Origin of the sequence: Rhizobium azibense (assembly GCF_004342325.1) — a bacterium.
GTDB lineage: Bacteria > Pseudomonadota > Alphaproteobacteria > Rhizobiales > Rhizobiaceae > Rhizobium > Rhizobium etli_B.
In genome coordinates this window covers 36,097-48,615 of sequence record NZ_SMBJ01000006.1, presented here as the reverse complement: position 1 = coordinate 48,615, position 12,519 = coordinate 36,097, and the positions used below count along the sequence as shown (strand labels likewise).

Below are 12,519 nucleotides of genomic sequence, written 5' to 3'. Positions count from 1 at the left end.
CCTCCTCTTATTGCCACAGGAACGCGTCTGCGCAAAGCGGCCGCAGGCTCGCTTGCCCATGGGCGGCAGCCGTGGGCGGCGCGGACGTCAGATGAAAACCGGCCCAGGATGACGATGCCGCATCGCTTTTGCGCTTGCCAGCCAACATCTACTTCACGCTCCTCATCAAGGTGGTCCGCAGGCAGATGCCAGCCCCGGCAGCCAGGCCGCCGGGGCTGGAAGTCATCTTGTGTCTGGCCAGATGCTCCAGTACCTCTCCGCGCTGTGCGCGTGCTCGGCCTCCGGAAGGCCGATATCGCGGCGCATACGATCTGACAGCTGGGAGACCTGGTTCACCGTTTGGTGATGCCTCCAGGCGGCCAGGACCAGCGCGCGCGCTGTCCGCCAGACGCCAAATTTCCGGTATAGTTCATCGACCGTTGCTGGCAGGGTTTCAGCAACTATAACTTGTACTTCACGCATGATTATCCGCCCCGGCGCGTTCAAGCAGCCAGGTCCTCTTGAAGGTTCAAAGACATACGGAGGCGGACGTGGAACACACCTAGTCGTTCGGCGGTCCGACTCACGTCAGGTCAAGTTGGGAAATGCCAAATTGGCAGGAATCCGGGGTTTACACGGCCTCGGACGAATATAGGTCCCGATTGGATGCACAGTGCATCGACGTCATGGGAGCCATCCCGCCAGCGGAGCGTACAAACACGAGAATGGAATTCATTTCACGCCTCCTCTGATCAAATCTGCGAGATAGCCGCATATTTGCACAACGGCGGGTTGTCAGCAATACTAAATCTTGAATTGTAGCTATCATCGATAAGGTTGTTGCGTGACGGCAACACGTCACTTCCGACGCCCGTTGTCCGGCAGCTATCTGTGGCGAGCGGCAAAAGGGATCGCGTCGGCTTTAAGGTCAGGGAGTAAAGCTGTCGCGGAAGACAAGTTCCGGAACGATTCTCTCGTAGGCAGGCGGCAAGTCCGGATTGGCAAGCCGACGATCGACAAGGTCGACGGCGCGCTGCGCCATGACGACCGGATCCTGGCGGAAAGTCGTAAGCCGGTAGCTGAGCCAGGCTGCCTCCGGCACATCATCGAAGCCGATCACCGCGACGTCTTCCGGTATCCGCAAGCCGAGCGTCTTTCGCACATGATCCATCAATCCGAAGGCAATCAAATCGTTGGCGCAATAGACGGCATCAGGTCTTTCGGTCTGGGAGAAGAGCTGACGCGCGGCATCCATGCCGCTGTCATAGTCGGAATCGCTGCCGCGCCCGATCGAGATCGAAGCGCCGCACTCTTCGGCTGCCGCCAAGAAGGAATCCTTGCGCTCTGCAATGCTGGACGTTGCCGAATGCGACACTGCAACGGCAAGTCGCCGGTACCCCTTTTCGAAGAAAGCCGTCGCTGCTTTGCGGGATGCTTCGGCGTTTCCGGCACTGACATGATCGGCATCCGGCTCGCAGCGACCGATGACCACCAACGGCTGGCCGTTGCGATGCGCGATATCAACGAAGCTGGCGGGTGGCGATCCGGAAAGAATGATCGTTGCTTCGGCGCGGTGGCCGATCAACACCTTCTGCGCGGCAAGCATTTCATCCTCTGTCTTGCCGGTGTCGATCAGGATCGGGATGCTGCCTCGCCTTATCAGCGCTTTTGCAAGTGCTGCGGCCAGATGGGCGCGGAAGCCGACTTCCGGCCGCGGCGCAACAATACCGACCAGGCGGCTCTGATTTGCAAGGACGCCACGTGCCAGGTCGTTGACATGATAGCCGAGCTCCTCGGCAGCCTTCTGCACCCGTTCGCGGGTGGCGGGCGCAACGCTTGCGCCTGGGGTGAAAGTGCGTGAAACGGCGGAGCGTGAAACGCCCGCAAGCTGGGCGACCTGATCTGCGCTGGCAAATCGCATGCGCTCCTTGGGCTTGTTCCTCTTTATCTGGCTCGTCTGGCCGTCCTTCATTGGTATTCCTTTTTCTCAGCGCGAAGTCACGAACAGCTCCTGATTCGCATGGGCACCAAGGATGCAGGCATGAGCGCGGTCCTCACTGCTATGTTTCCGTGCCACGGCGCTTAAAGCAGCAGTAGGGCGCCCTGTTCTGCCCGTTTGGGTGCTGATTGTTCTCCTAAAATCTCTGTTTGTCAGCCAGATGACATGCCTGCCATGACCGCGCTGCATTGAACAGGGATTCCACCAAGATCGTGCATTCAAACCCCCTTTCCGCACTATTCGAGCCTGCTTTGCCTTCTATTGACAGCAAGAAACGTTTCCGTTTAGGATCGTAAACGTTTACGGGACATGCCTTCGGAGATTTGCCGGAGGCGCGCCGCGGGAGGAAATCGTGACATTGAATGCAGTGCTGTGCGGTTGTGGAGCCATGTCCAAGGGCTGGTTGCGTGCCATAAAGGAAACGCCGGCTCTAGCCGAAGCAATCGAGGTGACGGGCCTAGTCGATGTGAACTTGGCTGCAGCCGAAGCGCTCGCCGCTGAATTCGGCCTGAATCGGGCCTTGATCGGCACCGATCTTTCCGATGTTATTGCATCGGCGAGGGCGGATATCGTCTTCGACGTCGTCATCCCGGTTGCCCGCTTCAATGTCGTCTCTACAGCCCTTAAGGCGGGATGCCATGTGCTGAGCGAAAAGCCGATGGCTGCCTCGCTGGCGGAAGGAACTGCCCTGATCGATCTTGCCGCAGAGACAGGCAAGATCCATGCGATCATCCAGAACCGACGCTTCATTTCCGGTGTTCGTCGCATGCGCCGTTTTGTCGAAAGCGGTGCAATCGGCGATCTGACCGGGATCCATTGCGACTTCTTCATAGCCCCGCATTTCGGCGGCTTCCGCGAAGACATGGACAATGTCCTGCTTGTGGACATGGCGATCCATACCTTCGACGCCGCACGCTTTGTCGCCGGCAAGACGCCGCTCGCCGTCTACTGCGTCGAGCGCAATCCGAAGGGGTCGTGGTATCGTCACGGCGCCTGTGCCAACGCCACCTTTGAATTCTCCGACGATGTCATTTTCACCTATCGCGGCTCCTGGTGCGCTGAAGGCGAGCGCACGAGCTGGGAAAGCCAGTGGCGTCTCGTTGGCTCCAGGGGAATGCTGACCTGGAATGGAGATGAAACATTCCGCGCCGCGGTCGCCGGGGAAGAGAGGGGGCTGCTTCGCGGCTTTACGCCCGTCGATGTTCCAGGGCCGGAGCGGGACGAGGAGACACGCGGCCATGCCAGCGTGATTGCAGGTTTCGTGGACGCCATCCGGACCGGCAGGCGGCCGGAGACGGCCAGTTGCGACAACATCAGAAGCCTTGCCATGGTCTTCGGCGCGGTCGAGAGCGCCAGAACGGGCAAACGTGTTGTAATATCAGCATAAGGAATTGAGATCGTGAGCAATCCTGCAAAATCCATCCGAATCGGAACTATGGTCAGCGCGTCCAAGGGCGGGGCCGACAAGCGCATCGGCCAGATCGCCGATATGGGATTCGAGAGCTTCGAACCCTTTTTCTGGCAGACGACGAACGGGCAGGATCTCGCCGAGCTCGGCAAGCGCTCACTCGATGCCATCGGCGATCGCGACATCACGATCTCGACGCTCGGCATGTTCGGCAATCCGCTGGAAGAAACCGATATCGACTTGCAGACGCTGCAGGGCTGGAAGGACTGCATCGACAATGCCCATCATTTTGGCGCCAATTGCGTTGCCGGCTTTACCGGCCGCATCCGCGGTGCGCCGCTGACCGACAGCCTGCCGCGCTACAAGCAGATCTGGAGCGAACTTGCCAAGCGCGCCGCCGACAAGGGCATCAAGATCGCCTTCGAAAACTGCGCAATGGACGGCAACTGGACAACCGGTGACTGGAACATCGCGCATAATCCCGATGCCTGGGAGCTGATCTTCAATGAGACGCCGGACGATAATATCGGCCTTGAGTGGGAACCGTGCCACCAGATGGTCTACCTGATCGAGCCGCTGCCGCAGATCCGAAAGTGGGCAAAGAAAATCTTCCATGTCCACGGCAAGGATGCGACGATCCGCTGGGATGTCATCAAGGAGCATGGCATCTTCGGCAAGGAAAAATTCGTCCTCATGCGCACGCCTGGCTTCGGCGACAGCAACTGGACGGACATCATTTCGGAGCTGCGTCTTGCGGGCTGGTCGGGCTCGATCGATATCGAAGGCTGGCACGATCCGGTTTACCGCGACGTGCTGGAGATGACAGGCCAGGTCTACGCACTGAACCATCTGAAGCATGCCCGGGGCGGCGACTTTGTCGCCGATCCGGTTTAATGATACGGCGCCCGGCAAGGAGGATTTGCCGGGCAGTCGGGGAATGGGTAACCACAAAGGAGGAGAACCATGGCTATCCGCAAATTCGCAGTCCTGAGTGCTTTGGCACTTGCCGGCGTCTCGCTCTTCGGCTTTTCAGCCAAGGCCGAAGACGTGACCATCAGCGTCTGGTCACTTGATCGCGACATTCAACCGGCGCCCAATCTCGTCAAGGAATTCAACGCGCAGAACAACGGCATTAAGATCGAATACCGCCTCATTCAGTTCGATGACGTCGTCACCGAAGCGATGCGCGCCTATGCCTCCGGTCAGGCGCCCGACATCATTGCCGTCGATAATCCCGAACACGCAATGTTCGCTTCGCGTGGCGCCTTCCTCGATCTGACCGACATGATCTCGAAGTCGACCGTGATCAAGCCGGAGAATTATTTTCCCGGGCCGCTGAAGTCGGTCGAATGGGACGGGAAATACTATGGCGTGCCAAAAGCGACGAACACGATCGCGCTCTACTACAACAAGGACATGTTCAAGGCCAAGGGCCTCGACCCGAACAAGCCGCCGCAGACCTGGGACGAGCTCGTTGAAGACGCGCGTAAACTGACCGATCCGGCCAAGAACGTCTATGGCCTGGCCTTCTCTGCAAAAGCCAACGAGGAAGGCACCTTCCAGTTCCTTCCTTGGGCCCAAATGGGCGGTGGCGGCTACGAGAACATCAATGCCGATGGTGCGGTCAAGGCGCTCGAGACCTGGAAGACCATACTGGACGAAAAGCTTGCCTCGCCGGATACACTCACGCGCGGCCAGTGGGACTCGACCGGCACCTTCAACTCCGGCAATGCAGCCATGGCGATCTCCGGTCCGTGGGAGCTCGACCGCATGGTGAAGGAAGCCAAGTTCGATTGGGGTGTGACACTGCTTCCGGTCCCGAAGGCAGGCGCAGAGCGTTCATCGGCCATGGGCGACTTCAACTGGGCGATCTTCGCAAGCTCCAAGCACCCGGCCGAAGCTTTCAAGGCGCTTGAGTATTTCGCCTCTCAGGACGACAAGTTGTTCAAGAACTACGGCCAGCTTCCGGCCCGTTCCGACATCACTATCCCGCAGACCGGCGAAAAGCTGAAGGATGATGCTCTCAAGGTCTTCCTCGAGCAACTGAAATATGCCAAGCCCCGTGGCCCGCACCCGCAGTGGCCGAAGATCTCCAAGGCGATCCAGGACGCAATCCAGGCCGCATTGACTGGCCAGATGAGCGCCAAGGAAGCGCTCGACCAGGCCGCCGACAAAATCAAGGCCGTTCTGGGATAATTGGCGCAGTCAATCGCTTCGTCTTCTCCCCGGTCCGGGGGGAAGGAGAAACTCAACCATTTCCTCCCGGCAGGGGCTGTCTTGCGCGAGAGCGCCAGGCAGCGCCGTTCGGGAGTAATCGGAGGCCCCATGAAGAGGATCCTGATGAGCGTCAAGGACGGCCGCGGTTTCGATATCGTGCTCGTTGCCTTTCCGCTCGGCTTTCTGTTTCTGATGGCGGGTCTGCCGCTCATCTACAACGTTGTAATGAGCTTTCAGGAGGTTGACATGTTCAGCCTCGGGACCTTTTCGCGACCCTTTGTCGGCTTCAAGAATTACACAGATCTCTTCGCGCAGCCCGAGACGCTGGGGATCTTTTACAACACGCTGATCTTCGTCGCCGGCTCGATCGCAGGTCAGTTCCTGATCGGTTTCGGGCTTGCGTTGTTCTTCTGGGTGAACTTTCCCGGGGCATCATGGATGCGCGGTCTCTTCCTCGTGTCCTGGGTCATGCCCGGCCTCGTTGTCGGCGCCATCTGGAACTGGATCTTGTCAGGCGACTTCGGCGTGCTCAATTTCATCCTGCGAGAAAGCGGCATGATCTCCGGAAACATCTTCTGGCGTTCCGACCCACACTATTCACTCTTTGCCGTCATTATTGCCAATGTCTGGCTCGGCACTTCCTTCAACATGATCCTTTTATCCGTCGGCCTTTCGGCCATCCCCGGCGATCTCTATGAAGCTGCAGAACTCGATGGTGCGAATGCCTGGCAGCGCTTCTGGACCATCACTCTGCCGATGATGCGCTCGACAATCGGCGCCATCATCGCCCTTGGCCTGATCTTCACGCTGCAACAGTTCGACCTCTTCGCCGCGATCACCTCTGGCGGGCCGAACAATTCCTCAAATGTGACGCAATATTGGGCCTGGGAGTTGTCTTTCCGCCAATATGATTTCGCCAAAGGCGCCACGATCTCCGTCATCATGATCGTCTTCGTCATGATCGCCTCTGTCGTCTATGTCCGTTCGACGCGCCATGAGGTGCGAGGATGAGTGATATAAACCGAAACCGACTGATGCTCGCGATCGCCATCGCCATGGCGGCGATCTACCTCTTTCCGCTCTACTGGATGTATATCACAGCACTGAAAAGCGGCTCGGAGATGTTCGCCACGCCGCCGAGCTTCTGGCCGTCTTCTCCGCAATGGAGCACCTATGCCTATGTGTGGGAGAGCCGGAACATGGGTCGCTATCTCTGGAATTCGCTGGTGATCGCGCTCGGTTCCGTGGCCCTCATCACCATCCTCGGCGTTGGTTGCGCATACGTGCTGGCGCGTTATCGCAGCATCTGGGTGGATATCGGCCTGTTCCTGATCCTCATGCTGCAGGTTCTTCCCGCCTCCTTGATGGTTACACCGATCTTCGTCGGTTTTTCGCAGCTCGGCATGCTCAACTATCCGCGTCTTGCCGTTATCATCGCCATAGCAGCAAAAAGCATGCCCTTCTTCGTCGTCCTGGTCCGCGCCACCTTCATGGCCGTACCCCAGGAACTGGAAGAGGCCGCTCTTGTCGACGGCAATTCCCGCATCGGCGCTTTCTTCACCATCGTCTTGCCGCTGGCGCGCAACGGTATCCTGGTCAGCGCGATCCTCATCTTCATGCAGGCCTTCGGCGAATTCGTCTATGCGAAATCGATGATCCAGGCCGCCGAGCTTCAGCCGGCGAGCGTCGGTCTCAATTCCTTCATGGGGCCGAACACCAACGAGTGGAACAACATCATGGCCTACGCCACGATGTATGTAACGCCCATTCTCGCCATCTTCGTTCTCTTGCAGCGCCGCATCGTATCCGGCCTCACCTCGGGAGCCCTCAAATGACCACTCAGATCGAGCTTGTCGGCGTCAACAAGCATTACGGCGCCTTTCACGCTCTCAAGAACATCAACCTGTCGATCGCCAAGGGGACGTTCGTGGCGCTCGTCGGTCCTTCCGGCTGCGGCAAGTCCACGCTTCTGCGATCTCTCGCGGGTCTTGAAAGCATCTCTGAGGGCGACCTCAAGATCGCCGGGGAGCTGATGAACAACGTGCCGCCGCGCAAGCGCGACGTGGCGATGGTCTTCCAGTCCTACGCTCTTTATCCGCATATGACCGTCGAGCAGAATCTCACATATAGTCTCCGCATCCGCGGCGTCGCCAAAACCGAGGCGAAGAAAGCCGCCGAGGACGTCGCCGCCACGACCGGCCTGTCGCATCTCCTGAAACGCTATCCGCGAGAGCTTTCAGGCGGCCAGCGTCAGCGCGTCGCCATGAGCCGCGCCATTATCCGTCATCCGAAGGCATTCCTCTTTGACGAACCGCTTTCCAATCTGGATGCGGCGCTGCGTGTCCATATGCGCAAGGAAATCCGTGCGTTACACGACCGGCTTCATGCGACTTCCGTTTACGTTACCCACGACCAGATCGAGGCTATGACGATGGCCGATCACGTTGTCGTCATGCGCGATGGCGTCATCGAGCAGCAGGGAAGGCCGCTTGATCTTTACGACACGCCTGCCAACAAATTCGTCGCCGGCTTCATCGGCTCGCCCGCAATGAACTTCATCCCGGCGATCGTCGGCGAAGGTAGCGAAAGCCTGACGCTCGACTTCGGGGCGCTGAAGCACAAGGTGGCGATCTCCAGCAAACTGCAACCCGGCCGCAAAGTCACCGCCGGTATTCGCCCCGAACACATTGGCATCACCAGCCAGGGGCAGGGCACTTTCGACGTTCCGGTCGCTGTCGTGGAATCGACGGGTTCTTCAACCTTCATCACCGCGGCGACCAGACCTGAACTCACCGTTGTCGAAACCGGTCGCGGAAATACACGGGCGGGAGATATCATCGGCGTCCGTGTCGATCTGGAGAAGCTTCACCTCTTCGACGAGACAAGCGGCGTCAGGATCTGACGCCGCCTTTAAGCGTCAGCGTCCGCCTTCCATCTTGCGGTGGCGCTGGTTGATGCCATGCTCACCATAGGGATATTGTCCAGGCGTCGGCGCGCTGACTTCGTCAAGCCTGGTGGTCTCCTCATGTGAAAGCGCAAGGCTGGCGGCGTTGAGATTGTCGGCGAGCTGCTCAGGATTTCGCGCACCGAGAATGACCGAGGTCACTGCCGGGCGCGCCGCCGTCCAGGCAAGGGCCACTTGCGCCATGCTGACGCCGCGGGCAATGGCGATCTCCTCCACCACCCTGATAACTGCCCAGGTGCGCTCCTGCGCATTGCGGGCTTCGAAGGCTTCGCCGCCGCGCGCTGGATTTTCGCCAAGACGGGTTGCGCCGGTCGGCAGCTGATCACGCTTGTACTTGCCAGTCAGCCAGCCGCCGCCAAGTGGTGACCAAGGAAGCAGCCCCAGGCCAGCATCCTGGCAGGCGGCGACGATCTCTAGCTCGATATCGCGCATCAGCAAATTGTATTGCGGCTGAAGCGTCACCGGCCGTGTGTAGCCGCGCGCCTTGGCAATTTCGCATGCCTTGGCGATGTGCCAGCCGACATAGTTGGAAAACCCGTAATAGCCGATCTTGCCCGCTGAGACGGCGTCATCGAGGAAGCGTAGGGTCTCCTCGATCGGCGTCAGCGCGTCCCATGCATGCATCTGGTAAAGATCGATATGCTCGATGCCCAAGCGACGCAGAGAGTCGTTGAGCGCTTGGTTGAGATGTTTGCGTGAGAGACCGATATCATTTGGACCCGGACCCATCGGGAAGCGGCCTTTGGTCGCGATCACGGCTTGCCTTGCCTCGCTCGGCCGCGTTTTCAGCCAGCGGCCGATGATTTCTTCGGAACTGCCAGCGCTATAAACGTCGGCGGTATCGATGAAATTGCCGCCCCAGGCGAAATAGTCGTCGAGCAGCTTGTGGGAGGCCGCTTCGTCCGCCTCCGCGCCAAAGGTCATCGTGCCGAGACAATAGGCGGTCACGATTGTGCCGCTCTGGCCGAGTTTGCGATAATCCATGTTAACCTCCTGATCCAACAAAGCCGCGACACCAAGGGCGGCCACCGTCTCGCGTCATCGACACCGGTGGCGGCGGTATCCGCAGCCAACGATTCTTTTCTTTCGCAGCTGTCGGAAGGGACAGCGTCGACAAGACCGTCATGAACAGATGGGTTGATCACATGAGGTAGAAGCAATGCCGAAAACGCCACGAGAGAATGCGACAGGCGCTTCCATCTTTCAAACGGAAGATTTAGATGAGATTGATCAATAGATGTGAAAAATGAGGCTCCCGTGGAACTACGCCAGCTCCAGTATTTTGTTGCTGCGGCAAAAGCCGAGCATTTCACAAAAGCCGCGCAACGGTTGAACATTGTTCAGTCTGCTCTTTCAAGTTCAGTCCGGGCCCTGGAACAAGAGCTGAATGCCAAGCTTTTCGTTCGCACGACTCGCAAGGTGCGGCTGACGGCCGCCGGCAGAGCGCTGCTCGAAAAAGCCGAGATTGTCCTTGATGCCGCGAAGGACGCACGCGAAGCGGTAAGCGCTGTTGCCCAGGCGAAATCGGGAAAGCTGAACCTCGGAACCGTTCACGGACTGCCGGCATTTGTCGATCTGCCGTTTCTACTTGCACGTTTTCATAAGCGTCATCCGCATATCGATGTGCGGCTGATACAGGGCGGGGCGGTCCATCTCCTGGAGAAGGTCAGGAATGGCAAGCTTGACCTTGCTTTCCTGCCGATGTTTGAACCACCAGCCGATATCGCAACCGTCACCATCGCCTGCGAAGAACTGGTTGTCGTCTGCAACAAGGCCCATTCACTTGCCTCAAGCCAGGTCGTTTCGCTTGCTGAGATTGCAGCTCATGCCTTTGTCGAATTCGAGCAGGATTTAGGAACGCGCAAAATCATCGATGATTTGTTTTTGGCGGCGAATATCGATCGCAAGATCGCATTTGAGGTGAGTGATCTTGCTACTCTGATGGAACTGGTCGGACACGGGCTCGGCATCGCCCTGGTGCCGGAATCGGTCGCCTGCAGCCGGCCACAGATATTGAGTGTTTGCCGTCTCAAAGAAGCAGATGCATGCTGGGAAGTCGTATTGGCCTCATCGGCAACATCGGGCGACGCTCTGCCGAGACGCTTTGAGGAAATCATCGGAAGTGATGCCGGCATCGAAGTTTGACCCCCGGGTGGCGCATGATTTGTGGATACTGTCGAAATTTGCGGCTGTGACACCGGTCGTCACCATGGCCGGCAACCGGAGTGTACGGAAGGGATGAACATGAGACGGAAATTCGGTTATGCATTCGGCGCGAGCTTGATCCTGCTCGGACTGCTCTGGATCGGTCAAGGCAGCGGGCTCTTCCCCTATCCTTCCTCAAGTTTCATGGTCAATCAAAATCTCTGGATTTTATGGGGTGTCATCGTCGTGGGGATCGGCGGCATAGCCGTCTTCATCACCCATAAACTGCGTGGGAACTGATCTGCTGACAGGTCTAGATCAGCCGACCGCCGTAGCAGACCGGCTCGTGGAGTTGGATCGCCAGACTACGAATAGGCTGAAAGCTTGTGAAAGCCGTCGGTCCCTATTGTCACTCAGGCAAAGTGCTTTCGGACCGCAGTTGCGTTTATATCAATAACTTATGGCCTATTGCCTAAAGCGTCGATTGAAGATCTATGAGGACAGCATGTTGGCAGATGTCGTACTACTGTCTGACAGAGACATGGCGGTGCGTCAGCTTGCAGTTTTGAAGTAGTCGTCGAACGGTTCGGATGAGGTCTGATGCAATGTTTCAGGTTCGCTAGTCGGCGACAATGTTGCCCTGATAGTCGAGAGCGATCGAAACGGCTTTGCCGTCCTTCATCCCCGAGGCCATCCAGACGCCTTTGTCATTGAGCTTTAAGTCCTTAACCTCCGTGTAGCCCGCATTTTCGATACGATCTCTTGCCTGGGCTTCGGTGAAGCTGTTGGCACCTGCGACGGGGGCAGTCGGGTTCTTGGAGCCTGGCGTTGCGATTGCAGGCGTGTTGCCGGTCGGGGAGGGGGCAAGGGTTGCCTGGGCTAGCACGGAAGAGGCGGATGCGCCGAGGGCGGTAGCGGCTAGGATGAAGGCATGCATTGTTATGTTCCTTTTTGGGATCGCCGAGATCCGTGCAAGGAACACCGGTCGAACCTTAAAGTTCCAGGAAACTTCCGGGCGCAGACGGCGTCTCAAGATTTCCATGCATCCCCATGATTTAACGCGGCCTTCACCTGCCACTGTAAATCATTCCCAACGCATGCCCGCCTGTCGTCGAAGCCACCGGGCGCAATTGTCGCGGTCACGAAAAACGAGTGTCGACCTTGCAGCAGGATACTCGCCGCGATGAGCTTCGAGTTTGACATACCGGTTTGCGGCGGTTGCAACGCAAATCCGGAACTTCCTGTCACCTACGGGATTAGTGCGATCAAGAAGGAGGAACTCAAAATGCCAAATCCAGACGAATCCCCAGCAGTTCAGTCCATGAAGCAGGAGCAGGCCGAGCAGCGCAAGCGATCGCGAAAGGGCGAACTCGAGAAGGGACTCGAGGACACCTTTCCAGCTTCGGACCCCGTTTCCCTCACCCACACTACGGCACCATCTGGAAGAGTGGACGCCGAGGCGGCCGAGCGCGTGCAGCGGCAGCGGGACCTGGAAAGTCCCGACGAAAGATCTCCCTTGGTGGATGAAGCTCTCGCTGCACATCGAAAAAGGAGCGAGGCCAGCGGCGGCGAGATCAGGCCCCTGCGATCAGAAGTGAGCCGCCTGTCAGGAGCCGCAACAGATCTTGCCTCCGATACGGCGCGGGTCGCGAAAGTTCAGGCGAGAACCCTTGTTTATGAAATCGAAGAGCATGTCAGGGCAAGGCCGCTGACTGCCGTCGGCATAGTCGCGGCGGTTGCCTACCTCTGGGGCGCTACGCGCTAGCGCCCCCTTGCATCTTCGCTTCCTCTTGAAGTTGTAGGCGA

At 58.4% G+C, this 12,519-nt stretch carries 13 protein-coding genes; 9 read left to right on the top strand and 4 right to left on the bottom strand.

Features of this window, described 5'->3' with window-relative positions; translation table 11 throughout:
• Nucleotides 1-222: 222 nt before the first annotated feature.
• Together EV130_RS16030 and EV130_RS16025 are read right to left on the bottom strand one after the other, a co-directional pair.
• Nucleotides 223-462: a YjiS-like domain-containing protein gene (locus EV130_RS16030; protein WP_132660822.1), complete on the bottom strand. Its 240-nt coding sequence runs from the start codon at nt 460-462 to the stop codon at nt 223-225.
• Nucleotides 463-907: 445 nt separating this feature from the next.
• Nucleotides 908-1,951, bottom strand: a complete 1,044-nt coding sequence (locus EV130_RS16025) for a LacI family DNA-binding transcriptional regulator (RefSeq protein WP_245520063.1) — start codon at nt 1,949-1,951, stop codon at nt 908-910.
• A 379-nt stretch (nt 1,952-2,330) separates the two neighbouring features.
• Between EV130_RS16025 and EV130_RS16020 the strand changes: the two genes are divergently transcribed.
• From EV130_RS16020 to EV130_RS15995, 6 genes are all read left to right on the top strand, one after another.
• Entirely contained in the window at nt 2,331-3,365 is a 1,035-nt protein-coding gene (locus tag EV130_RS16020) for a Gfo/Idh/MocA family protein (protein WP_074064572.1), read from the top strand.
• Nucleotides 3,366-3,377: 12 nt separating this feature from the next.
• Entirely contained in the window at nt 3,378-4,280 is a 903-nt protein-coding gene (locus EV130_RS16015; RefSeq protein WP_074064573.1) for a sugar phosphate isomerase/epimerase family protein, read from the top strand.
• 69 nt (nt 4,281-4,349) lie between these two features.
• On the top strand, nt 4,350-5,582 hold the full coding sequence (locus EV130_RS16010) for an ABC transporter substrate-binding protein (protein ID WP_074064574.1): 1,233 nt from the start codon (nt 4,350-4,352) through the stop codon (nt 5,580-5,582).
• Nucleotides 5,583-5,711: 129 nt separating this feature from the next.
• Entirely contained in the window at nt 5,712-6,614 is a 903-nt protein-coding gene (locus EV130_RS16005; protein ID WP_074064575.1) for a carbohydrate ABC transporter permease, read from the top strand.
• A complete protein-coding gene (locus EV130_RS16000; protein ID WP_132660820.1) occupies nt 6,611-7,438 on the top strand; it encodes a carbohydrate ABC transporter permease in 828 nt (275 codons plus the stop codon). The genes EV130_RS16005 and EV130_RS16000 overlap by 4 nt, the downstream gene beginning before the upstream one ends.
• Nucleotides 7,435-8,505 (top strand): ABC transporter ATP-binding protein, encoded by a 1,071-nt coding sequence (locus EV130_RS15995; RefSeq protein ID WP_132660818.1) that lies wholly within the window; start codon nt 7,435-7,437, stop codon nt 8,503-8,505. Before EV130_RS16000 ends, EV130_RS15995 begins: the two co-directional genes overlap by 4 nt.
• A 15-nt stretch (nt 8,506-8,520) precedes the next feature.
• Here the strand turns inward: EV130_RS15995 and EV130_RS15990 are convergent, their stop codons facing one another.
• Nucleotides 8,521-9,552 carry an aldo/keto reductase gene (locus EV130_RS15990; RefSeq protein WP_074064578.1) on the bottom strand — a complete coding sequence of 344 codons (1,032 nt, stop codon included), beginning with the start codon at nt 9,550-9,552 and terminating at the stop codon, nt 8,521-8,523.
• Nucleotides 9,553-9,825: 273 nt separating this feature from the next.
• Here EV130_RS15990 and EV130_RS15985 point away from each other — a divergent pair, with 273 nt between their 5' ends.
• Nucleotides 9,826-10,713 (top strand): LysR family transcriptional regulator, encoded by an 888-nt coding sequence (locus EV130_RS15985; protein WP_132660816.1) that lies wholly within the window; start codon nt 9,826-9,828, stop codon nt 10,711-10,713.
• Between the two features lie 99 nt (nt 10,714-10,812).
• On the top strand, nt 10,813-11,013 hold the full coding sequence (locus EV130_RS15980) for a hypothetical protein (protein ID WP_074065658.1): 201 nt from the start codon (nt 10,813-10,815) through the stop codon (nt 11,011-11,013).
• A gap of 319 nt (nt 11,014-11,332) precedes the next feature.
• On the opposite strand, the gene EV130_RS15975 is transcribed toward EV130_RS15980, so the two are convergent.
• On the bottom strand, nt 11,333-11,650 hold the full coding sequence (locus EV130_RS15975) for a hypothetical protein (protein ID WP_074064580.1): 318 nt from the start codon (nt 11,648-11,650) through the stop codon (nt 11,333-11,335).
• Nucleotides 11,651-11,998: 348 nt separating this feature from the next.
• Between EV130_RS15975 and EV130_RS15970 the strand changes: the two genes are divergently transcribed.
• Nucleotides 11,999-12,478, top strand: coding sequence for a hypothetical protein (locus EV130_RS15970; RefSeq protein ID WP_074065659.1), 480 nt, complete (start codon nt 11,999-12,001; stop codon nt 12,476-12,478).
• The last annotated feature ends 41 nt before the right edge of the window (nt 12,479-12,519 follow it).